This window comes from Pantoea allii (assembly GCF_046529425.1).
GTDB classification, from domain to species: Bacteria; Pseudomonadota; Gammaproteobacteria; order Enterobacterales; family Enterobacteriaceae; genus Pantoea; species Pantoea allii.
Genome location: NZ_CP125959.1, coordinates 137,638 through 161,791 on the forward strand (window position 1 = coordinate 137,638; position 24,154 = coordinate 161,791).

Genomic DNA, 24,154 nt, shown 5'->3' on the forward strand with positions numbered 1-24,154 from the left:
TGTCCCCGTCCTCCTGAAGAGGAAACAGCATGTATTACAAGGTACTGGGTAGGAAAAATGCCGATGCAGAAACAGTGGTGCTCTCATCCGGGCTGGGGGGTTCTGGCAGTTTCTGGCAGCCGCAGCTGGCGATGCTCGCGGAGCATTTCCGGGTGGTGGTCTATGACCAGCACGGCACCGGGCACAGTCAGGGTACCGTGCCTGCCGGTTACCGGATGGAGGACATGGCCGACGAACTGGCGAGTATGCTCAATGTGCTGGAGATCAGCCGCTGCCATCTGGTCGGTCATGCTTTAGGCGGCATTATTGGCCTGCATCTTGCACTGCGTTATCCGATGCTGTTGCAAAGTCTGGTGGTGATTAACGGCTGGACGACGCTTAACAGTCAAACGCGTCGCTGCTTTCAAGTCCGGCAGAATTTGCTGCTTAACAGCGGTGTCGATGCCTACGTCCAGGCGCAGCCGCTCTTCCTGTATCCGGGCGACTGGCTGTCTGACCACGAGGCGTTATTGCAGGAAGAGCACACGCACCAGGTCGCGCATTTTCAGGGAATGGAAAACCTGCTGCACCGCCTGCAGGCACTAATGGCGTCTGATCTGACGGCGTCGCTTAAAGAGGTGATCGCGCCGACGCTGGCTTTCAGCTGTAAAGACGATTTGCTGGTGCCGTGGTCGTGTTCGGTCGATCTCGCTTCACGTCTTCCTCATGGGGAGCACCGACACATGTTGTACGGCGGTCATGCAATGAGCGTGACCGACCCCGATACGTTTAACCCGATTTTACTGGATTGGTTACTACGGCACTCATCGCAAGCGTCCGTTACGCCGTCCGGTTACATTTCCACGGAGACATCATGACCGACGCATTAACCGCCAGCGCACTGGCAACCTTATTCACTGAAGCCCGCACCCATAACGGCTGGCTGGATAAACCGGTGACAGGCGAACAGCTGAAAACGATTTACGCACTGGCGCGCATGGGGCCGACGTCGGCGAACTGCAGCCCGGCTCGTATCGTGTTTATTCAGAGTCAGGAAGCCAAAGAAAAACTGGCACCGGCACTTTCCAGCGGCAATCTGAAGAAAACCCTGAGCGCCCCGGTGACAGCGATTATTGCCTGGGACCCGGAATTCTATGCGTTATTGCCTGAGCTGTTTCCTTCTGGTGATGCCCGTTCATGGTTCACCTCCAGCCCGCAGCTGGCCCAGGATACTGCGTTTCGCAACAGCAGTTTACAGGCTGCGTATCTGATTATGGCCTGCCGCGCGATCGGCCTGGATACCGGACCGATGTCCGGTTTCGACAACGCCAAAGTCGATGAAACGTTTCTGGCGCAGGAAGGCTGGAAATCCAATTTTCTGATCAACATCGGTTACGGCGACAGCAGCAAAGTGTATCCGCGCGCGCCGCGCCTTGATTTCGACCGCGCCTGCCGCGTGTTGTAAGCATCATTGATTAATTCTGAGGACCGGACCATGCAATCAACCCTGAACGCCACGCTGCCCGCCATCGATGCGCCTGAAGTTGCAAAACAGGCGGCTGTAGAAAAACAGGAATACCGGGATGCGATGGCGTGCCTCGGTTCCGCTGTCAATATCATCACCACCGACGGCCCTGGCGGACGGGCAGGGTTCACTGCCTCCGCCGTGTGCAGCGTAACCGATGCGCCGCCGACATTGCTGGTCTGCCTGAATCGCTCTGCGTCGGTGCATCAGGCGTTTACCCAAAATCAGGTGTTATGTGTAAACACACTGGCCGATTGTCATGAGTCGCTGTCCGGTTTATTTGGTGGGAAAACGCCGATGGAGCAGCGCTTTGCCGCCGCCGAATGGACAGGTCTTGCCACCGGTTCACCGATCCTCACCAATGCGCTGGTGTCGTTTGACTGCACCATTACGCAGATCACCCGCGTCGGCACCCACGATATTTTGTTTTGTGAAGTCGTTGCACTCCAACGCAACGATGACTGCCACGGACTGGCGTATTTCGATCGACGCTATCATCCGCTGATGCGTCAGACAGCCTGTTAACTCAGTCCTCCCTCAACACAGTAAGGGTCGTGCATGGCAAATACCTGGTTTCCGCAATGGCGTAAAAGAGAAGGCAATCTGGATGGTGCGGTGATCGCGCCGGATGAACGGCTGCCGTTGGGCGCAACGGTGATCATGGGGCTGCAACATACGGTGGCGATGTTTGGTGCCACCGTATTAATGCCATTGCTGATGGGGTTTGACGCCAATATGGCGATCCTGATGTCGGGCATCGGCACGCTACTGTTTTTTCTGGTGGTTGGCGGGCGCGTACCCAGTTACCTCGGTTCCAGTGCGGCGTTTGTCGGGCTGGTGATTGCGGTAACCGGCTACAGCGGTCACGGCGCGAATCCAAATATCGGCGTAGCGCTGGGCGGCATTATTGCCTGTGGCCTGATTTATACGCTGATCGGTTTTGTGGTCATGGCGGTCGGCACGCGCTGGATTGAGCGCCTGATGCCACCAGTGGTGACCGGGGCGGTGGTGATGGCGATTGGTCTGAACCTCGCGCCCATTGCGATTAACAGCGTATCGGCTTCATCGTTTGACAGTTGGATGGCGGTGATGACCGTGCTGTGTATCGGCTCGGTGGCGGTATTTACCCGTGGTCTGGTGCAGCGGCTGTTGCTGCTGCTGGGTCTGGTGGCGGCGTACCTGATTTACATGGCGATTACCAACGGCCTTGGGCTGGGTACACCGGTGAATTTCAGCGCAGTAGCCCAAGCACCCTGGTTTGGCGTACCCACCATTACCACACCGGTATTCAGCACTCACGCGATGCTGATGATTGCCCCGGTGGCGGTAATCCTTGTAGCGGAAAACCTTGGCCATATAAAAGCCGTGGCGGGGATGACCGGTAAAAACCTTGATCCTTATATGGGCCGCGCGTTTATCGGTGACGGCCTGGCGACCTTACTTTCGGCTTCAGCGGGCGGCACCGGCGTGACGACTTACGCTGAAAACATCGGCGTAATGGCCGTTACCAAAATTTACTCCACGCTGATTTTTGTCACCGCAGCGATCATCGCCATTGTCCTGGGCTTCTCACCCAAATTTGGCGCGCTGATCCACACCATTCCCGGCCCGGTGCTTGGCGGCGCGTCGATTGTGGTGTTCGGATTAATCGCCGTGGCGGGCGCCCGCATCTGGGTACAAAACCACGTCGATCTGGGGCTGAACGGCAATCTTATTATGGTGGCGGTCACGCTGGTACTTGGCGCGGGTAATTTTACCCTGACGCTCGGCGGCTTCAGCATGGGCGGTATCGGCACCGCGACTTTCGGCGCGATTTTGCTTAATGCATTTTTGAGCCGTAGCAAAATGGCAAGCGCACAGCCGGAGATAAAGACTGAGGCGGTGGTGAAGGAGTAAGCCTCGAATGGAGAGTTAAGAAGGGCGGGCAGGGAGTGTTTCTGAATGAAGAGCCGGGTGTTTTCGTCACGTCTAAAGCGTGGTGGGAAATGCCCGGTTTTTGCTTTTAGTAGTAGAGCGGCGAAACGCAGGAAGAGCAGTCTGGCGGGATTTCGGAATGGATGGTGCTTGAACTTAACGCAGTCTCTAGCTTTATTTAACGCCTATTATTTGAATTCAGAAGGTTGGTCTTGAGGACATAATTAAAGGAGTAAAGACCATAAAGCAAGAAGGGGCCAATATTTTTTAAACACCATTAATATTTAGTTATGTCTTGTAAGACAAGCCGTTACTGTCAACTTTAAGATGCTTGGAATCATATAAGATAAAAAAATTTATAGAAATAAGTTTTAAATAAAGAAATCTAAATGTATACATCGCGCGCATAAATATTTTGTAAAAAAAACTTTACATAAATTAAACATTTGATACAATTAAGAAACATCCTACATAGATATGGAATTTAAATAAATGAAGGAATTATATTTAAAATTAAAATCTCAAGCAGATGATTTAGGTGATACAGATAAGTTTCTATGTTTAACTAATATACTACGTTCATTGCTTCAGGTAGTATCTATCTCTGCATTAGAAATGTCTAAAAGTGAAACAAATGTTGATGAACTTGATATTGGCGGTTTAGTTGAGAGATTTAAAAGGCCGGCAGACGGTATGCCTGTAGATATAATCGATAAGCTAACCCCCCATTTACGCTCTCATTTTGATCCGAGAATTTTCACTGGTTGGTATGAAAAAGATAATGTAACAGGAAAGTCATTATCGACCATGTTACAAGAGTGGGTGGCATTTAGGAATAAAAAACCAGGGCATGGGGTACTAGACCGCGCTTCAATGTCTGAGTGGAATAGTAAAACTATAAAATTAATTGAAAACTGTCTTGATGTATTTTTATGCGTCATTCCAAAAGTAAACGGCAATGATTTGTTTTTAGATATCCCTTCAGGGAAGTTAAAAATTAACTTTCCATTTCTTTTTAACAATGAAGCAATTGTTATAACTGAAGTGAATCAACGCCAAGGTAACTGGAAGTTACAACTTCAAACTCTGAATTATGAAAGCTCAGCGACTAAAACAGTCTCACTCAGTGAAAATAATATATTTAATAGTTTCAAAGATTCAATCTTTGAAACATATAAAATATTAGAAGTTGAATGCATGGGTAAGGAGTATATAGTTGAGCATAATATACCAATAAGACAAACCGAAACATTTGAAGGAAGGCAAAAAGAGGTTGATCATCTAGTAGAGTGGCTTAATGATAATGATTCAAGGCGTTGTCTAATATATGGAGACGGAGGTTATGGAAAGACAACTTTAGTGCTTGAAGCAATGAATCGCCTTATTGAAGGGGATTTGAAAGTTAATAAAAATTTCCCTCTACTTATCTGCTTTTATACTGCAAAAATGACGCGCTGGACAGAAAATGGGCTGGAGAGATTTAGCACAATACAACCTGTAATGGATGAATGCATTAGAGAAGTAATCAAGTTTTTTGACTCCTCTTTAGAAAGACAATGGTACACTACCAGTGGCACCGCCTTAATTAGTAAAGCCGAGAATTTTTTATTAGAAAAGAAAATATCCCGGAACGATTTACTATTAATAATTGATAACTCTGAAACCCTCAGTGACAGCCCTCAGAAAAACTCTGAACTAGCCGAATTCCTGAAACAAGCAGGAAAAAGAATTGGTAGATTGATAATAACATCAAGAAGACAGGAGAATGTTGAGGTTGAACCAATTTTAGTAGAAGGACTAAATGAATCAGATTCAGTAAAGTTACTTAAAAGACTAGCTGAATTATATGGAGCCACTCCGATAATCCAAGCTGGCGATAGAAAGCTTCTTTCCACTGCCAATAGACTCATGAATAAACCACTTCTGCTTGAATCATTGGTTGTTTATATTTCAAGGAGCAATATTTCAATTGAAGCTGCCATTGAAAATATTTTCAGAAAATCAAATGAAGATTTGCTTGAGTTTTTGTATGAAGATGCTTGGGCTAGACTTAATGATGTTCAGAAAAATATATTTTATATTATCATATCAGTAACAAGCCCACTAAATAGCACAGTAATAAGTCGAGCTTGTCAAATAGTAGAACTTCAGCATTCTACATTTCTTGAAAGCCTAAAAGAAACTCATTTTGCGTCAACGTTAGACTATGGTAGTCACTATGAATTAGAACTTGTTGAGCTAGCAAAAAGGTTTTTCGAAAAAAAATTCTCCGAGCTAAATACCATTCAAAAACGAGATATCATTGAACTATCTAATTCTGTTGATAAATATAGCCAAGAACGAATAAAAATAGAACAAGAATATAAAGAAGATAGAGTTTCTGAGGCCTTTAGAAGTGAGTTTAGTAAAGTCGCAAAAGTTGCTGTAGATAATAATGATTACCCAAAGGCACTTGAATACTATAAATTGGCCATAGAAGATGATCCATTTAACTCTTCATTACATGATCGCTACGCATGGTTTTTATCAAATAAATTGAACAATTTACCAGATGCATTAAGTGCTGCTATTAAAGCAATAGAGTTAAATGAACAAAATTGCGACGCTATAGTCAACGCTGCACTTATATATTATAGATTGGATGATATTCAACGAGGCGATGAATATATAGATAAAGCTGAGTATCACGGCAGACCCAAATCATTTTGTCACCTCCGAAAAGCCATTGCGAGATATCATTTATCTTCAAAAAATATTAGCAATGAAGATAAAGCTCTTGTTTTAAATGATTCTGAAAAACATTTGAGATTAGCTGAGAAAAATTATTCCCCGGGGATCTCTTATTCAATAAAAACAAAAAAATCCATGGAAAAAATAAAAGAATTGATAATAAAAAGGAGAGTTTTATTGAAGAGGTGATAAAACTGAGAACATTTGAATCTGGATCCCGTCTTTAGCGGGAGGTTGGGATCCGGTCAGATTCCATCATGCGGCCAGACAACTCACCATATAAAAATCAGGAGTTCATGACTGCCTCCATCCAAAATTGCTTTTCGCAAACTGGAATCTTTCCACTAGAGAAGCTCAGGAGCTGTTTGTTTAAATTGCTATTAGCCGCAGGACTGCCTGATTGGCCAGCCGTTAGTGGTCAATTGGTATATGATAAAGTCTTTCATCAATAAAGAAGCGGGTGTACTAGGCTTTAAACCGTTGAGAGGTCAGCATCGCCAGTACCTAATAAATACTCTGCTAGTAATGCTTAGTCCACTATTATACAAAAGAGGTGAGACAAGAAAGGGCTTTAAACGGGCTGAGTAAGTGAGTAAACGGATATCTTATTAAACATAAATAGCATTCCTCATCCTAGATCCCAATCAAATCATTAAATAACATAAATAAGAAATCAATCACCGCTTTAATCTCTGCCCCATAAGACGCGGCCTTAACGAACAGTGCACCTGCATCACGAGCAGGGACGCTAGCCACCTGATGAATCATTACCGCCTGTTTCTGGTCATCCGGCAGTCTGACAATTTTCAGGTTGAGTGCGACCAGCTGCACCTTGAAATCCGTCCATAAATCAAAAAAACGAGCCTTGCCAGTGTGTATTCGAAGTGTATACTTTTAACTCACACTCTGGAGGTGCGCATGAAATACAGAACTAACGTAACCATCGATAAAGAAGCCTATGAGGTTTTTTCATCTGCTGGCTTAAATCTCTCTGGAATGGTTAACGAACTTGTCATCAATGAGGCCCGCAGAATCCGAGCGGAACGCTGGAAAGAAGAAAACCGTGAAAGCATGAAAGCTTTCTCTGACTTTGTGGGAGAAGAGGGCTCGCTTTCTGATATGTACAGGAACTGGTAACGATGCAATATGACGTTTACCCGCACATAAACGGAACAAAATACCCCTATCTTGTTGAAGTACAGAGCTATCTAATAGAAACACCAGGCCGTTTAATGGTTGTACCACTTGCACTTCCGAGCGAGTTCAGGGGTACAGGTGAACTCTATCCTCAAGTGCTTGTTAATGGCATCAAATACCGGGTTGTGACAACCGACGTGTCATCAGTCCCGATGAAAGCGTTAGGGGATAAAGTCGGTGATGTCAGACAGTATGAAGAGATAATCAAAAACGCGATTTTCAGGCTCTTTTGGGGGTTCTGACACGGTTTCTCATCGCGCCGATGGACGGTGAAAAAACCTGCCATTATTCTATAGGCCTGAAAATGTCATGTCGACGCGTCCACACAGCAGCGTTACGTCTGGTTGAATTTAGAATTCGCTGGAGGTTTTTATCTGCCGCAAACAATTGCTCACGGCAGAGAATCGAAAACACCGCAACGCTATTCGGTAATAAACCAGAAAGCAGAGATTACGTAATCAGGCTGCGATCGTTCCAGAGCCGAAATCCACCTTCGAACGCCAGAGTGTTGTCGCCTTTGCGGCACTTTGGCGGAAGTGAAGCGAGTTTATCCACATTGCCGCCACCCAGCACCACGTAGTCAGGCTCCAGGGCTTTGGTCAGCATCTCCACGACATCGAAAACCTGCTCCTGCCATTTTTTGTTTCCCTTATCTTTCCGATAGGCTTCGCTCACATAGTGTTCGTAGCTGTTGCCCTTGCGGTAGGGTAGATGACCAATCTCCATGGGTTGAGCGACATTCTCGACGATCATGGCAGCACCCAGTCCGGTGCCGAGACCGAGGAACAGCATTCGTCCTCCCTGATAGGAGCCGAGCGCCTGCATCAGGGCGTCATTGACGATACGGACAGGGCAGCCAAATGCGTCCGCATAGTTAAACCCCACCCAGCCTTCACCCAGGTTGGCGGGCTCACTAAGCGGTTTATCGTGCGCCACTGGACCGGGAAAACCCATCGCGATCACATCGTAGGTCATGCCTTCAGCCATGGCCTTGACCGCCGCAACCATGTCAGCTGCAGACATGGTCTTTCCGCTTTCTGCCTTCTTTTCTTCACCGCCAGCGCTGGAGAGGATCTTCACATGACTTCCGCCGATGTCGATGGACAGAACGATAGGCTCTTTCTTTTTTAAAGTATGCTTTGTCATTTATATTTATCCATCAGCTCAAACGGGGTCAAACCAGCCGCCGGGGGGCGCAAAGTCCGCCATCGCAGCGGGTCCCCAGGACCCTGGCTTGTAGGCAGCGGGAACGGTTTTCTCATCCAGTATCGGCTCGACGATCTTCCAGGCCAGTTCCGCTGCATCTTGCCGGGTGAAAAGCTGCCTGTCTCCAGCCATGGCATCTCCGATCAGCCGCTCATAAGGCAGCATATCGCCAATACCATCGTCAAGCGCCGTTAGCTCGACGGCTTCACCTCGCATCTTTTCGCCGGCAGCCTTGCGTCGCGCGCCAATGCCGATCGTAATATCCGGGCCGAGACGAAAGCGGATATAGTTGGCAGGTTCGTCGGTAATGTCATCGAAAAGGGTAACCGGCGGTCGCCTGAAGCGCACGACCACTTCTGTCGCATGTGCAGGCAAATTTTTGCCGGCACGGATATAAAAGGGAACGCCACTCCAGCGCCATGTTTCAATGTGGAAGCGAACTGCAGCGAAGGTCTCCGTCGGAGAGAAAGGGGCGACACCTGGTTCATCGGTATAGCCTTCAAACTGACCACGAACCACGTCAGTGTCTGACAGGGGCGGCATGGCCTTTAGCACCTGTACCTTCTCATCAACCAGATCGTCGGACGCGCCGGACGCGGGAGGTTCCATGGCAAGCAACAGCAGCACATTGACCAGATGGTTCTGGATCACGTCGCGAATGCAGCCAACTTCGTCATAGAATTTGCCGCGTCCCTTGATGCCGAAGTCCTCTGCCATGGTGATCTGAACGCTTTCGACATGATCGCGATTCCATATTGGTTCAAGGAAGCTGTTGGCAAAGCGAAAGTAGAGGAGGTTCTGGATGGCTTCCTTACCCAGAAAGTGGTCGATGCGGAAAATCGCGTCCTCATCGAAAACCTTATGAAGCACGTTGTTCAGTTGTTTTGCCGACGCGAGATCGCGTCCGAACGGCTTTTCCACCATCAGGCGGGCACCTTTCGCGATACCTGCCTCTTCCAGACTGTTGGCGACAGTTTCGAAAAGGGAGGGCGGAATGGCAAGATAATAGAGCGGGTTATGATGGCCTGCCAGCGCATCCCGCAGCCCGTCAAATGTTGACTGAGTACGATAATCGCCGGAAACGTAGGACAGCCTGTCCGCCAGTTCGGCAAAGACCGTCTGATCGATGACATCGACATGCTTTTCAACCGCATCTCTTGCCCGCGCGATCAACTGATCACGCGTCCAGTCCTCAAATGCCACACCGATGATCGGCGTCTTGAGCGCGCCATGCTTCACCATTGCGTAGAGCGAAGGAAAGATCATCTTGTGGGCAAGGTCGCCGGTGACACCAAACACCACCAGCACATCTGATCGCTGCTGTGCCATTGCTGTGCTCCTCTACGTTACCTGGTTTTTTCCAAATGGCCGCCGAAGGCATGCCGCATGGCTGAGAGAACTTTTTCGGCAAACTGTGCTTCGCCACGAGAAGAGAAGCGCCCGAAGAGGGCCGATGCAAGAACCGGAGCAGGAACGCCTGTTTCCACCGCCGCCTGCAATGTCCAGCGGCCCTCGCCGGAATCGGACACACGGCCATCATAATTGTCGAGATGCGGGTCCTGTTTCAATGCCTCGGCTGTGAGATCCAGCAGCCAGGAGCCAATGACCGAGCCATGTCTCCACACCTCTGTAACAGCGGGAAGATCGACATCGAAACGATAATATTGCGGGTGGGAAAGGGGGGCAGTTTCCGCATCAGCCTCTCGCTCGACGGTCCCGGCATTAGCGGCTTTCAATATGTTCAGGCCTTCGGCATAGGCAGCCATTACTCCATATTCAATGCCATTGTGTACCATCTTGACGAAGTGTCCGGCGCCTGCCGGTCCGCAATGAAGATAGCCTCTTGGAGCCGTTCCCACGGCCGGATCTTCCGCGATGCCCTGACCTGCACCGGGCGCAAGTGATGCAAAAATCGGGTCCAGGCGTTTAACGGCCGCCTGTGGGCCTCCAATCATAAGGGAATAGCCACGCTCCAGGCCCCAAACGCCACCCGATGTGCCGACGTCGATATAGTCGATGCCAAGAGATGAAAACTCCTCGGACAGGTCGATAGCCTCACGGTAAAAGGAGTTGCCGCCATCAATGATAGCGTCGCCCCTGGTAAGCGTTGATGCGAAGTCCCGCGCAATCTTCGGTGTGATCGCGGCAGGAAGCATGAGCCAGACCGCGCGCGGCGTCTCCAGCTTAGCAATAAGATCCGCTGGCGATGACGCGCCGGTTGCTCCCTCTTTAATGAGTGCTTCAACGTTATCGGCGTTCACGTCGAAAACGACGCAATCGTGGCCCTGTTTAAGAAGGCGGCGTACCATGTTGGCGCCCATGCGCCCGAGACCTACCATTCCAATCTGCATATCATTTTCCATTATCGATGCGTGTTTGATCTTCCTGTTCATTCACGACGTGAACGGTAAAGTCGGTGTGTTCCCAGTGTCCGACGTCTGGCCAGTAGAAGGTGAAGACAACGCTGGTACCTGCGTCTTCATGCTGCAAAGGCAGGTCGACATAATAGGTTTCCAGCCCGGAAGAGACTGCAGGTGTGTCAGAGACGGTAGCCCAGCCATCTGTGCTCCAGTGCACCAGGGCGTTCGCTTCCGTTTCCAGCCTCAGTTGCTTCCCGACAGGAAGCGAGGTCAGGCGGTTGTTAAAGCGCCATATGCGCAAATGCGATGCGGTCTTATTTCTGATATAGCGCTCGACGCCTTGCGGTGGCATATCGAAGACCGCGCCATCGTGGAGCGATCGCAGGAGTTTGATATGTTCGGAATGCGCCCAGACAAGCGGCATGGCGCTCCCGGAAGGCCGCCCGAAGAACAGTTCCTTTTCGGGAATATCGGGGCCGTCCCATATCTGTTCCGGTAACAGCCCGCCCGGGCCTGCCGATTTTTCCAGCGTGGACAATAGCGCCTCAGCCACATCATGCCTGCCTGCTGCCAGCTCGTAATGCGCACGTTCGCCCGCCAGCAAAGGCCAGGGACGTCCCTGGCCGATACCATCGAACGGCGCGCCGTCTTCATGCTCGCCATAGCCGTCGCCGGTGTACCGATACCATAGTGGACCCTGGGGTAGCTCGACACGAAGACTGTGGTCGATTGCCTTTATCGTATCGACGATGTGCGGGTCGTCAGCGGCGCGCAGCCCAAAACGCACTAACGCCAAAGCATCCGGGCTCAGTACATCGGTGGTCGACAGAAGCGCCCGATCCGGCGTCTGGTTGCGGATCTCGGTATTGCCGGATGCACTGGCCTCATCCGTTACGCCTGGCGGAGCAATGCGGACATAGTGACCGGAAATACCGATGGAGCCGCAGAAATTTGGCTCTCCCGCAAAGGTCCATTTTTCAATCTGTTCATTCCAGCAGTCCGCAGTTTCTCGCAGGTGATTTGCCGCCGCCTCGTCTCCATCGACAGAAAGCAGGTCCGCGGCAGCAAGAAGGGCGCTAACCTCTACCGCCAGGGTAAAGGGGCTGTAGCCCGAGTCTTCCTCCCAGCGGTCCTCGCTGGTCGTCGGGCCGTTGGTCAGAATGTAGCTGGCCGCGCTGCGCAGCATCGGCATAAAACGTTTCTGCGCTTTCTTGTCGAGATGACCGAGTCGACGCAACATATCGGTAAGCAGAATGGGGAAGGCGCACTCATCCATCTGGATACCGGGCCAGTAAGGTTTTCCATCGAGCCACAGGTTCTGTGGCCAGCGCCCGGAGGGCTCTTGAACGTGCCGGAGATATTCGAGGATAGCGAGTGCTGCGTCGGGGTCGCCAGCGGCCAGGAAACCCCCTGCCGTTTCAACCAGGTCGCGCGGCCAGACCAGATGATAGCCGCCAAGATCGTCATCACCCTTCGAAAATCCCCAGGGTATTGTCAGGCTCGCGACAACGGCGCCGGGGGAATCGGCGTCTCTGTGCGAGGCCAGAACTGCTGTTGAAACCCGGTATGTATTTACGCCGTTCCACTCTTCCTGGTCGAGTGGCATGAGCTTGTCCTGCCACACTTGCCAGTTGCCAATATAGTGATTCCGCGCTGCATCAAAGCCCGCTTTCAGACTGGCGGTTGCCGCCGCTGCGGCCTCGAATTCCGTCTGGCCGAAACCAACAGCCAGTGTGGCTTCACGGCAGTTGCTTGTGAACACCAGTTCCCCAGCAAGCGCGACATTGCCGTCATCCGCGCGCTGGTATTGGTTGGCGATGTGTCCATGTTTTTTCAGCTGTTGCCAGCCGTCTGAAGTACCGACAAAACCCGCGCTCACTGCTGTCCAGGGTAGGTCGCAAACGAGCGCCAGGTAGCAAGAGCGACCCGTGGCAAAAAGCACGGGCTTGTCTTCAAATTCGCCGATCCATGCAGCGTTCATTTGTCCCGCATTCACCAGATGGGGGGCAAGCAGTGCGGTGACCTTGTAATCCTCGATATCACCCTTCAGAGCGGTGAAACGGACACGTTGCAGCACGCAGGCACGAGCCGGATCTGTAATGATGTCCTTTTCAAGCCTGTAACGTCCGTCACGGGACGTGTTGCTGATTGAAAAGGCCGGAATGCCTGGCGAGCAGGTATTGATTTCGGTCGAGCAATCACGCTTTTCTTCGGAAAAATACCCTTCCGGCCCCGTGATGACGAAAACGAAATCACGGGTGCAGGCGCTGTCGACGCGCGGATAATAGATTTCGTTGAGAACACCATGGCTTAAGGAAAACCAGACAGGGGAGTCTGTTGAAAGGGCCGTGCCGATTCCGCTCTTGGCACTTGATGTCCAGCGGGGTGCGATACCCGGCGCTCCCGGGGCGGAATCAACTTTAGCGCTTATTTGCTGGTCGCCCTCTCTCATGCACTTTTGCAACTGCAGGGCATCGCTGTCAGAATCTGCCATTTTTAGGCTACCTTGGCTGTATGCGTAGAAAAAATCTCAACCACGAGATTGCGGATAAAATCCTCTCTTCTCGCGGGCAAGACTGAAATATTTCTATACCAAAGCAAATTGCTTCAACGTAATTTTTTGCGGTTTTAATATCAGAGACAATATTGTTATAGCTGGTGTAGCTTTTTGGGTCAACTACCTGAAAAGTTTCAATACAATTGAAAGTGTAAAAACAAAAAAACATCTTAGTCATTAAGGATAAATAATCAATTAAGTATTAACTAAGCCTTTCGCACTTAAGCCAGCAGCAGGGAGAAATCAATTTTTATTTTATCTCATTGACTAATGGATGGTTACTGCAGAGGCTACACGGACACACTGACATTGTTCTGACATGACGGAACCTGTACGCCAGGAGGCTTAAATGTGGTTTTTTGCACAAAAATACCCTCAGTCTCCCGGGTATGTATCTCGCTTAAAGTTTATGATGAGCAGATGATCGGTTCCACACCAGATGTAAATTTCAGTTGCGCATTTTTACACTCTGAATTCAGACGGGTTTTGTTTTTCATCAGCATTAGCTGAACCAGCGATGCCCGCTACATAATTTTGCGCCTGAGCCACCATCCTTTCAGCAATGGCAGGCACCCGATGCAAAATGACGCCTGTTCATTTCAAGATTATTTAGTCGGGATTGTCTGAAGCCATAATCGGAGGCGCACTGAATTCAGAACAGGAGAAACATTTTCGATTAATTATAAGGGCAGGGTGAGTAATACACGGATGAATAGATTCTTGATCATTTTATATATCCTGATGCGACTATTATTGAGTCAGATAATTTTTGAGTCATCTTCGATGAGGCGTTTAAATTATTTAAGGGTTTTATCTTTATCTTAAGGCATTCCCTTCAAAACATAAAAATAGAGGTCGTTAAATACCATTAAAAAGAAAATCTATCGCCGCTTTAATCTCTGTCTGGCAAGGCGATGCGTCACAGAACAGTGGGCCTGACGCATGAGCGGGGATACTCGCCATCTCGTGGGTCATAACCGCATATTCACGCTCATCTGGCACTCTCACAAGCGGGATAAGTCTTTCCGGTCGGGTGCGACCTGGATACTTTCAACGAGCAGAAGAGGGATAGCAATCCTGCGATTTCACTGGCCAATGAAGTCGCGGATTTTATCACGCAGCAAGAAATAGAGAGTACGTTTGCCGATATTGCGGTAGACAGTGAACTAAATTATTAAAACGCCTGTAATCATCACTGAAGCAACTATTTTCATCGTGACAACAATTTAATGCATCAAGCGCTTCAGTGTTTTCTTCCTGGCACTTGCGTGCTTTATATTGACGCAGTTCGGCGTCAGGCGCGGCAGTCAGCGCGGCACTAAGATTGATTCCGGCCTCACGTGCACGGCCAAGTAAGTTACGTACGTTCTACTGTCATCGTGACAATTTGTGGGACTCGCTGTTTTCCAGACATAATTAGCTCGCGTCTGACTCCGTCCAGACTACACGGCTTATTTAAGGGTAATATTAACGCGGCTGACAACGCTATGTGAATTCTGCGAAATCCGCAGGGGATCTATGGGCCAGTTTGCGCGTAGCGCGATCGGTGCAGAACAGGCTTTAGGACGAAAAGGTACGCAGGTGAGGAGCCAGTGATGCCGGGGAGCCATCTGAGTGCGTAAATGAATATCTTATTTAACTTATGTTGTGTAAGAATTCAGTCCATAAGGTAAATGCGCCACATTTAGTTGTTTAAAATGAATATTTCTAATTTAGATACCAACTAACTTCCAGATAACTTCATGAACTAACAGAGAATCCGCTTCTTATGGGCATTTCCTGTCAGCTTATTTTACTCCAGTTCATTAACTATTTCCTCCATAATTGCATGACCAGGCCCATAAATTTTTAGGTTTTATCTGATTGCTTTCTTGAGAAACTCATGGATTTCGGTAATATATAGATACATCAATACTTAATCAGAACTGATATCTCTGAGGGCGGTAGCGCTGTCAAGGCTGGCTTGGTTTATCTGAGGAGATCAGTCTGGTAAGAGGGCTATTGAGATCTATGTTGGGCGAGCGGCGTGAAGCGAGCACTAGTGGCATGTTGGTGCAGTTTGTAAGACTTCCAAGGCGATATAACCCTTACTATTTTACTCTGATAGGGTTAAAAATAATTCTGATAGGTCGGATTAATTTTCAAAAGGGATAGCTCATGGATAATGAACATATGTATCAGGAAGCAATTGAAAATATTAAGTATCAAGCGCACAAAATAACATATCTTGCTAATGGTTTCAATGCTTCACTTATAGATGCTATTAATTTTTTTCTAAAGGCTGGTAACAATAACATTAATCCAGTCGATAATGATGTTTTTTTTAAAGCTCAAGTGAATGCAGATTCATTGTTAAATGCATATGCGTCATTGATAGATTATTATTATATCGCTATTGCAACTAAGATGAATGCCCCTTTAGATGTTATTAATAGTGTTCAATACAAGAAAATCACTAACGAGTTAATTGCAAAGAAAGAGTCATGGAGTAAATATCTACAACATTTAAAACCAATTCTTGCGGAGAAGTTTGAGCCTGAAAACGACATATGGAATGAGTTTTATTTTATGTGGGGTGGTGTTTTTAAACAAGAACTAGTTAAATGGAGGGTGCTTAAAACTGAAGATCCTGCATTCTCAGAATTGATAAAAGAAAATGGGAAGATTGACATTCTTCCCAACGAAGCTGTTCAGGAATATTACCGTCTTACGCATTTCCTTTACTGCAATAGAACAGGTTTCGGTCATAAGTATAATATTTTTTTGGAACTTAACAACTACTTGAAACACAATAGATATCCATTAGTTAAGTATGAGGCACAGAGGCTTAAAGATGGTGACTATGCTTATGCATTTTATACCATACATCAAAATGAATATCATTTATTAAAATCTGGCATTATACGAACTTTCGCTGAGATTGATTTTGATACTCTGAAAGAGGCATTGAAGCATTGTTATGAAAACAGAGGGATAATCTCTAGTCTGGAGATGGAAATTGGTTTGCCCATTATCAATGTTGACCGGGCGAATGGTTATGAATCGAATTCATGTCTTTATTTTCAATTGGATGGCGTTCTGATATCAAGGAGCTTATATTCTATATCGGTTAACGCTCATAGCCTTTTTTCAGTCTCAGGATCGTTACTTCGAGAAATAAGCAATGCTCTTGGCTGCAACTTCATACCAGATATAAAGTAATGCAACTGACAATATGTTAGACGCAAGGTTTGCAACTGCTAGGGTCATCTATCTGGCGTTTGGCCAGTGCATCCTGTCTGAGGTTTAAAACTTCAACATAACGAAAGCCGGTGATTACAAACAGTAGTAAATTTGGGGTGATTTTAATTGATAATAGGAAAGTAACTAGCCATTATCGGCATGAGCAAGAAAGCCAGTATTTTACCTTAGCGAGAACCTTGATGCTTGCTATAGCTTATGCATGCAGCCCCTAGCGAAGCTTTGCCGGATCATGTATCTATTGCTTATATACAGAGCTGGTCATCTTCTAAGGCCGCACTGCCGGCCTTTTTTGTCATCAAGGATAGGGATGATAATATCTTGAATGAGAATACTACCGAATTAAGTCGCTCGCTATGTATCGCGAGGCTTCTTATTTAACATAAGATAGATTATGCGCACCGATATGGTAATGGCTAAATTCAGATGTTCGTCTCTGGCTATATTGAGATGTCCGCATTATCGTCCTTTTTCCAGAGTTTCATGGCTGAGGACGCAACTGATGACGGCTTAGGATTCGGAGTGCTTTACAATGAACGACGTTCCCCGTCTTAAAGTGGTTCATGACTTTGCCACCTTTTCTCATGGAACTCTGCTTAGGCACCTGCGCCCGCTGACGGATGTCGTCAACAGGCGCAGGGTATTTAGACCTTTGCGATAGTTCGTCGCCAGGGATAGTCAGATGTACATCAGATCCCCGCCAGTTAAATATTATCCTCAATAATCACCGCTACGCACTGTCCTGCGCGTACTGCGCTGCCCGGTTGCACATTAACCTGCTGGATCACGCCGTCGCAGGGTGCCAGAAGCGGAATCTCCATCTTCATCGATTCCAGCACAACCAGAACATCGCCCGCGCGCACCCGGCTACCCACAGTGGTTTGCACTTGCCATAAATTGCCGGAAACAGGGCTTTCCACCCCCTGTTCACCCGGCTGTAGCGGCGCATCGCCGACTTCATCAGCCACAATCTCCTGACTGTCAAAATGGGCCTGACCGCTGGCGATCCAACGGTCGCGTTCAGCATTAAACGCCTGCCGCTGATGGTCGCGAAACGCAGTGATGCTCTGTGCTTCGCGTGCGAGGAACTGCTGATATTCTGCTAACCGTAGCGTGCTGTGTTCAATACGCAGCGGATAGCGGCCAAGTGGAAAATCACGACGAATATGCAGAAGTTCCTCTGCCGATACGGGATAAAAGCGTAGCTGATCGAAAAAACGCAACAGCCAGGGTTGACCGGCAAAATCAGCGACGTCGTGATATCGATTCCACATCTGAAGCGTGCGGCCCACAAACTGGTAGCCGCCAGGCCCTTCCATGCCGTAAACGCACAGATAGGCACCGCCAATGCCAACCGAGTTCTCGGCCGTCCAGGTGCGCGCCGGATTGTATTTGGTAGTGACCAGACGATGGCGCGGATCAAGCGGCGTCGCGACTGGCGCACCGAGATACACATCACCCAGCCCCATCACCAGGTAGCTGGCTTCAAACACCGTATTCCATACTGCTTCTTCATCAGGCAGATCGTTAATCCGGCGGATAAACTCAAGGTTACTCGGGCACCACGGCGCGTCATGGCGTACGGTGGTCATATATTTCTCTATGGCTTTCCGGCAGGCCGGATCATCCCAGGAAAGCGGCAAATGCACCACGCGTGTGGGTACTTGCAGGTCGTCGCTAACGCATACTGCCGCCCATTCATCGCGCACCCAGGTCAGCAGCGAGGCCAGCGTCAGGGTTTCAGGCTGAAAATGGATTTGCAGTGAACGAATCCCTGGCGTGATATCAATTACGCCCTTTCGGGATGGCGCTTCCAGTGCCTGCATCAAGGCGTGAATACGAAAACGTAGCACCAGATCCAGCTCCGGCTCGCCTGCCTCAAGGAGCAAATGGGTGTCGCCGGAAAGGCGCGCCACCAGGCGTTTATCTGCCTCGCCGCAGGTCATGATGATCGGTGACGTCAAGGGGGCCGGTTGCCAGGCGATTTTCTGCACCTCGAGTGTCGCTAACTCGTTGCGTCGTCCTTCAGCCAGTCGGCGGGCGGTAGCTAAATCCACGGCCACAAAACGCACTTTATCGCCGGCTTTAAGTTGCCCTAACTGCCAGAGGTCGGCTTCTATCACTGTCACCGGGCAGACAAAACCGCCCAGGCTGGGGCCATCCGGCCCCAGAATCACCGGCATATCGCCTGTAAAATCTACGGCACCGACGGCGTAAGGATTATCGTGAATATTTGACGGATGCAGCCCCGCTTCTCCCCCGCTGTCGCGCGCCCAGATCGGCTTTGGCCCGATCAGGCGCACACCGGTACGGCTGGAGTTAAAATGCACTTCCCAGTCTGTCGCAAAGAAAGTCGCAATATATTCTGGCTCGAAGAACTCCGGCGCGCCATGCGGGCCATAAATCACCCGCAGCGTACGCACCTGCGGGAGTGCCGTACGCAGCGCGATGGGCAGCGTTGCGCTGGTCTGGCTGGCAGCTCGCGGAGCCAGATGCAACACATCGCCGCCGCGCAGCGCCCGTCCGGCGTGACCGCCAAACTGACCAAGCGTAAACGTGCTTTTACTGCCCAAATAATCCGGCACCTGAATGCCGCCGCTCAGACAGAGATAGCTTCTGACGCCCGCGTGGCTAATCGCGCCCAGCTTCAGCGTTGCGCCAGCCGGAATGCTAAAAACACAGTCCATCGGCACAGCAACATCCTCTAGCGTGGCAGCCAGGGGCGCACCACATATCACCGCCTGAACATCGGTATTAAATTTCAAAGTTGGCCCCATAAGGGTGATTTCCAGCGCGGCTTCCCCTTCGGCATTGCCCAAAAGCCGATTGCCGAAACGCAGGGCGCGGTCATCCATCGGTCCCGACGGCGGCACGCCCACCGCCCAGTATCCCAGCCGCCCAGGGTAGTCCTGAACGCTGGTTTGGGTTCCGGCACTCAGTACCTCAACCGTGGCGGCTCGATAACACAGTTGCTCAAGACAGCGGGTCCAGGGTTCGCCTGCGGCAAAGGGAGCGAACGCCAAAATTTGCATCAGGTACAAGCGATTAGTTTCTACGCCGTATAACCGGGTCTCCGCCAGCGCCTGCATCAGCGTGGCGATAGCCTCATCGCGGCTGGGACGCCAGGCGATGGTTTTTGCCAGCATAGGATCAAAAAACGGCGGGACTTCGCAACCCGCTTCGACCCAGCGGTCAATACGTAGCGTTTCACCATCGGCAGGCGGGAAGACGACTTCGGTTAACAGGCCGGGCGAAGGCTGGAACTGTCGGCCAGGATCTTCCGCATAAATTCTTGCCTGGATAGCATGCCCCTGTGGTTTTAGCCCGGCAAATAAGTCATCCAGTGGGGGCAAATCGCCCGCCGCCAGTTCAATCATCCATCGCACCAGATCAACGCCCCAGACCTGCTCCGTTACACCATGCTCCACCTGAAGGCGCGTATTTACTTCAAGAAAATAAAACTGCTGCGCCACGCTGTCATAGACAAACTCAACCGTTCCAGCGCTGCGATAGTTTACGGCTTTGCCCAGCGAAATGGCCGCCGCGCAGAGCGCCTGCGCCATGCCTTCAGGGAGATTGGGTGCCGGTGTCTCTTCAATCACTTTCTGATTACGCCGCTGTACCGAACAGTCACGTACGCCTAAGGCGATAACCTCCCCCTGCCCATCGCCGAAAATCTGCACCTCAAGATGACGGGCGCGCTCAATGTATTTTTCAAGAAACACGCCGGCATCGCTGAAATTGTTTTGCCCCAGCCGCTGGACCGTTTCAAACGCCTCCGCGAGTTCCTGCACATCCCGGCAGACGCGCATACCAATTCCGCCGCCTCCGGCGGTACTTTTGAGCATCACCGGATAGCCTACCGCCTCTGCTGCGCGGCTGGCGTCGTCGATATCAGCCAGCAGTTCACTCCCTTCCAGCAGCGGCACACCTTCTGCTTTGGCCAGGGCTCGGGCGGTGTGTTTCAGGCCAAAGGTACGCAGCTGCTGTGGCGTTGGTCCGACAAAAATCAGCCCTGCTTTTTCACAGGCTCCGGCGAATGCGGCGTTTTCTGAGAGAAAACCGTAGCCAGGGTGAATCGCGTTGGCCCCGCTTTGCTGCGCCGCGGCGATGATTTTTTCAGCCACCAGATAGGTTTGCATCGCCGGGCCGTCACCGAGGCTTAAAGCTTCATCCGCATCGCGGATATGCAGACTGCTCAGGTCTGCTTCAGAGTACACGGCGACGCCCTTCACCTGCATGGCGCGCAGGGTACGCAAGATGCGGCAGGCGATCGCGCCGCGATTGGCAATCAGTAAGCTATCAAACATAAGCGGAACTCTCAGGGAAGCGGGCCGTCCCGCAACATTCGATGTTCCCCTGGGGCCGTCCCCAGGGCCAACCGGCACGTAAGATGGGTGCGTCGGTGTACGTGTTCGGTGCTAACAGCGAAGAGCCGGAAGGCCAGACATCGCTGTTACTGCCGCTGGCTCAGTTCCATACCAGCACCTCTGCAGGCGTAGGGTTCCAGCCATTGCAGGGGTTGTTCAACTGCGGACAGTTGGAGATCAGCACCACAGCGTTACATTCGGCAAACAACTCAACGTATTTTCCTGCGGCCGATATACCGTCCTCAAAGGTCAGGCTGCCTTCCGGCGTCACGGGGACATTCATAAAAAAGTTGATATTGGCACCGATATCGCGCTTATGCAGGCGGCCATCATGTAGGCAGGCGCAGAGAAAATTATCCCGGCAACTGTGCATATAGCGTTTGTCGTGGGCATAGCGCACGGTATTACTCTCCTGCGCGCAGGCACCACCAAGAGTATCGTGGCGTCCACAGGTATCGGCAACGATGGTCAGCAGCGGATTGCCGAGATTTGAATAGAGGACGCTGCCCGCCGTCAGGTAAGCGTTACCTTGACGACGTAGCGTGCGCTGCGGATCGTAGCGTTCGCGTGGGTTATCAGCATTGTAAAACAGCGTATCAATCGCCTGATTGCCTTCGAGGTCGAGCAGGCGCAGCGTTTGCCCTTTCTTTACCTCAAATAGCCAGGGCTCTCCCGCCGGGATCACATGGCGATAAACGGCATCTTCAGGACGACGGTTACTGTTGATAAGAGTCATCACAGCCTCCTTACAGGGAAAAGAGTTGGGTATTGAGGAACGCGCGCTGATTTTCATCGCGTGTGAACAGCGCTTCCGTCACTGCATGCACATCGTCAGCCTGATACCAGCTCAGTTGGATCGGGCGCGGATCGTATTCAGCGGCAGGGTCCTGAGGATGTGGCAGCGCAGTCAGTACTATCAGCGCGTCCATAGGTGAAAACAGCTCGACGTAATCCCCCGCGCGACTATTGTCCCGGTGAAACGTGAAGCGGCCGTCTTTATCAACGCTCACTTTGCTGAAGAAGTTGATAACCATCAGCAAATCTTCAAGGCCCAGATCCCATTTGCCCATCTCCACCAGGAGATTATCGACACCGTTGCGGTAGAAGCCGTTACGCAGTTCCTGGTAGCGGCCCGTACCGTACTTATTACGCGTTTCCTCCGCATTGAGTACCCCGCCGAACGGGTCGTGCCAGCCGCAACTATCCGCGACAATACCGGCTAACACACGGCCCATATCAGAATAGAAGCAATGCCCGGCTGTCAGGCGAGCGGTATGTTGGCCCTTAAGCGTATCCGGCAGATTCAGGCGTTCACTTTTTTCGTGCGGATTAAGCATCATCATGCTGACGTTAGCCCCGCCGTCGATATCGGTCATGCGCAGAATTTGCCCCTTGCGCAAAATGAACGAGGTATGCGCCCCGCCGGGAAGCCGCTCTTCGCGCAGGCTGGGTGAGGAGTGAAAAAGTGCGGTCATCAAACTATCTCCTTAATGCATAAAGATTATTGTTGCTACCGGTTACCAGTTGCGCCATGCGCGCTTCATTGAGCGGGATGTCGTAAGTCACGCGCGCGCCCCATGCGTTGGGTGCCTGGGGGTCAAGGCGCACTTTGTCGAAAACCAGCAGCCGGGTGCCCAGGTTGAAGCCTTCCGCAAGATCGTGGGTGACCATAAACACCGTCATTCGGGTTTCGCTCCACAGCTGGAGCAGCAGCGCATGCATATCTTTGCGAATGCCGGGGTCCAGCGCGCCGAAAGGCTCATCAAGCAGCAGCACCCGCGGCTGCATGACGAAAGCCTGGGCAATCGCTAACCGCTGCTGCATCCCGCCGGAAAGCTGCGCCGGGTATTTATCGAGCGCGTGCCCTAGCCCTACTTTCTCCAGCATCAGTTGCGCCCGCTGACGGGCATCGCGTTTTCTTGCGCCAAACAAACGGCCAAACAGCGGTGAAGCCGCCAGTTCAAGACCAATGGCGACGTTATCCAGTACGTTAAGATGAGGAAATACTGAATAGCGCTGGAATACCACGCCCCGGCTGCGATCGGGTTCCGCCGCCAGCGTCTTGCCATCGAGCATGATTTCTCCTCTGGTTGGCTTTTCCTGGCCAAGCAGCAGACGTAAAAACGTCGATTTACCGCAGCCGGAGGCGCCAACCATTGAGCAGAACTCGCCCTCTTTCACCTGCAAATTGATGCGCTCCAGCACCACGTGGTCACCGTATTCCTGCCAGATATTTTTGATATCGATAAAACTCATCCCTGGCCTCCTTCCGCCCACTTGAAGCAGGTTTTATGCAACTGCCGCAAGGCCAAATCCATCAGCCACGCGATGAGCGTTATCCAGATGACATAAGGAATAATCACGTCCATCGCCATGTAGCGTCGAACCAGGAAAATGCGGTAACCCAGACCGGCAGTAGCGGAAATCGCCTCACCGGAGATCAAAAACAGCCAGGCCGATCCCAGCAGCAGTCGCAACGAGGTAATAAGGCGCGATAAAAGCTGGGGTAGCACTACCCGCAGGACGACCGTCCAGCTATTAGCACCAAGGGTTTGCGCTTTGATAAACAGCTCTGCGGGGATTTCCCGCGCGCGCTGTTCAAGGTCACGCGCCAGCATTGGTGTAATGCCGATAACGATGAGCATGACTTTCGATAGCTCATCTAACCCGAAAACGATAAACAGCACCGGCAGGATAGCCAGCGGTGGGATCATCGAAATCACGGTCATGAGCGGCGAGAGCGCCGCGCGATACAACGGGAAGACGCCAGCGGCGATACCAATACACAAGCCAATCAGCGAAGAGAGCGTCAGGCCAATCAGCAAACGGCTGAGGCTAATCAGCGTGTCAGCCCACAGCAGATACTCACCACTGCGCTTATCGGGGGTCAATGCCATCCGGTCAACGGCTGCGATCATTTGTGACAGACCAGGCAGCAGCTTGTCCTGCGGATTAGCCTCCAGCCGCACCGCCGAACCGATAAACCAGGTGGCGATCAATAACACAAACGGCAATAGCATTAGCGTCAGGCGCATCCCCTGTCGGGGATGGCGATTGATGTGGCGCATGACATGAA

General features: G+C 50.6%; 18 protein-coding genes and 2 pseudogenes. 8 read left to right on the plus strand and 12 right to left on the minus strand.

The features are described from left to right. Positions 1–29 precede the first annotated feature (29 nt). From rutD to QNH99_RS22030, 5 genes are all read left to right on the plus strand, one after another. Positions 30–857 carry a pyrimidine utilization protein D gene (gene rutD / locus QNH99_RS22010; protein ID WP_410517703.1) on the plus strand — a complete coding sequence of 276 codons (828 nt, stop codon included), beginning with the start codon at positions 30–32 and terminating at the stop codon, positions 855–857. Then, complete coding sequence (locus QNH99_RS22015; RefSeq protein WP_096011581.1) at positions 854–1,444, plus strand: malonic semialdehyde reductase; 591 nt, start codon at positions 854–856, stop codon at positions 1,442–1,444. Before rutD ends, QNH99_RS22015 begins: the two co-directional genes overlap by 4 nt. Positions 1,445–1,474: 30 nt before the next feature. Continuing rightward, positions 1,475–2,029, plus strand: a complete 555-nt coding sequence (gene rutF / locus QNH99_RS22020) for an NADH-dependent FMN reductase RutF (protein WP_096011580.1) — start codon at positions 1,475–1,477, stop codon at positions 2,027–2,029. A 33-nt stretch (positions 2,030–2,062) separates the two neighbouring features. Continuing rightward, positions 2,063–3,400: a pyrimidine utilization transport protein G gene (rutG, locus tag QNH99_RS22025; protein WP_063876877.1), complete on the plus strand. Its 1,338-nt coding sequence runs from the start codon at positions 2,063–2,065 to the stop codon at positions 3,398–3,400. 510 nt (positions 3,401–3,910) lie between these two features. After that, positions 3,911–6,337, plus strand: coding sequence for a hypothetical protein (locus tag QNH99_RS22030; RefSeq protein ID WP_410517704.1), 2,427 nt, complete (start codon positions 3,911–3,913; stop codon positions 6,335–6,337). A gap of 444 nt (positions 6,338–6,781) precedes the next feature. Here QNH99_RS22030 and QNH99_RS22035 read toward each other — a convergent pair whose 3' ends face one another. Further along, positions 6,782–6,979, minus strand: coding sequence for a hypothetical protein (locus QNH99_RS22035; protein WP_410517705.1), 198 nt, complete (start codon positions 6,977–6,979; stop codon positions 6,782–6,784). An 87-nt stretch (positions 6,980–7,066) separates the two neighbouring features. Here QNH99_RS22035 and QNH99_RS22040 point away from each other — a divergent pair, with 87 nt between their 5' ends. Further along, entirely contained in the window at positions 7,067–7,285 is a 219-nt protein-coding gene (locus QNH99_RS22040; protein ID WP_063877079.1) for a type II toxin-antitoxin system CcdA family antitoxin, read from the plus strand. Positions 7,286–7,287: 2 nt separating this feature from the next. Continuing rightward, complete coding sequence (locus QNH99_RS22045) at positions 7,288–7,587, plus strand: CcdB family protein (protein WP_410517706.1); 300 nt, start codon at positions 7,288–7,290, stop codon at positions 7,585–7,587. Between the two features lie 208 nt (positions 7,588–7,795). Here QNH99_RS22045 and QNH99_RS22050 read toward each other — a convergent pair whose 3' ends face one another. The 6 genes and pseudogenes from QNH99_RS22050 to QNH99_RS22075 form a co-directional block, all read right to left on the minus strand. Then, positions 7,796–8,491 carry an ROK family protein gene (locus tag QNH99_RS22050; RefSeq protein WP_172896949.1) on the minus strand — a complete coding sequence of 232 codons (696 nt, stop codon included), beginning with the start codon at positions 8,489–8,491 and terminating at the stop codon, positions 7,796–7,798. 18 nt (positions 8,492–8,509) lie between these two features. Next, positions 8,510–9,880: a glucose-6-phosphate dehydrogenase gene (zwf, locus tag QNH99_RS22055; protein ID WP_410517707.1), complete on the minus strand. Its 1,371-nt coding sequence runs from the start codon at positions 9,878–9,880 to the stop codon at positions 8,510–8,512. A 17-nt stretch (positions 9,881–9,897) separates the two neighbouring features. Then, the gene (gene gnd / locus QNH99_RS22060) at positions 9,898–10,902 is read right to left on the minus strand and encodes a phosphogluconate dehydrogenase (NAD(+)-dependent, decarboxylating) (protein WP_172896978.1); all 1,005 of its coding nucleotides are present in this window, start codon (positions 10,900–10,902) and stop codon (positions 9,898–9,900) included. A gap of 1 nt (position 10,903) precedes the next feature. Next, a complete protein-coding gene (locus QNH99_RS22065; RefSeq protein WP_410517708.1) occupies positions 10,904–13,405 on the minus strand; it encodes a glucan 1,4-alpha-glucosidase in 2,502 nt (833 codons plus the stop codon). Between the two features lie 921 nt (positions 13,406–14,326). After that, positions 14,327–14,616 (minus strand): annotated as a pseudogene (locus QNH99_RS22070) (CcdB family protein). 28 nt (positions 14,617–14,644) lie between these two features. Further along, positions 14,645–14,882, minus strand: a pseudogene (locus QNH99_RS22075) (type II toxin-antitoxin system CcdA family antitoxin); the annotation flags it as partial. Positions 14,883–15,625: 743 nt separating this feature from the next. Between QNH99_RS22075 and QNH99_RS22080 the strand changes: the two are divergent. Then, positions 15,626–16,669 carry a hypothetical protein gene (locus QNH99_RS22080; RefSeq protein ID WP_410517709.1) on the plus strand — a complete coding sequence of 348 codons (1,044 nt, stop codon included), beginning with the start codon at positions 15,626–15,628 and terminating at the stop codon, positions 16,667–16,669. A 743-nt stretch (positions 16,670–17,412) separates the two neighbouring features. On the opposite strand, the gene uca is transcribed toward QNH99_RS22080, so the two are convergent. The 5 genes from uca to QNH99_RS22105 form a co-directional block, all read right to left on the minus strand. Then, positions 17,413–21,018, minus strand: coding sequence for an urea carboxylase (gene uca, locus QNH99_RS22085; protein ID WP_410517710.1), 3,606 nt, complete (start codon positions 21,016–21,018; stop codon positions 17,413–17,415). A gap of 160 nt (positions 21,019–21,178) precedes the next feature. Beyond that, positions 21,179–21,814, minus strand: a complete 636-nt coding sequence (locus QNH99_RS22090; protein ID WP_096011567.1) for an urea amidolyase associated protein UAAP2 — start codon at positions 21,812–21,814, stop codon at positions 21,179–21,181. 10 nt (positions 21,815–21,824) lie between these two features. Further along, on the minus strand, positions 21,825–22,553 hold the full coding sequence (locus QNH99_RS22095) for an urea amidolyase associated protein UAAP1 (RefSeq protein ID WP_410517711.1): 729 nt from the start codon (positions 22,551–22,553) through the stop codon (positions 21,825–21,827). 4 nt (positions 22,554–22,557) lie between these two features. After that, positions 22,558–23,334 (minus strand): ABC transporter ATP-binding protein, encoded by a 777-nt coding sequence (locus QNH99_RS22100; RefSeq protein ID WP_096011565.1) that lies wholly within the window; start codon positions 23,332–23,334, stop codon positions 22,558–22,560. Further along, on the minus strand, positions 23,331–24,146 hold the full coding sequence (locus tag QNH99_RS22105) for an ABC transporter permease (protein ID WP_096011564.1): 816 nt from the start codon (positions 24,144–24,146) through the stop codon (positions 23,331–23,333). The genes QNH99_RS22100 and QNH99_RS22105 overlap by 4 nt, the downstream gene beginning before the upstream one ends. Between the last annotated feature and the right edge of the window lie 8 nt (positions 24,147–24,154).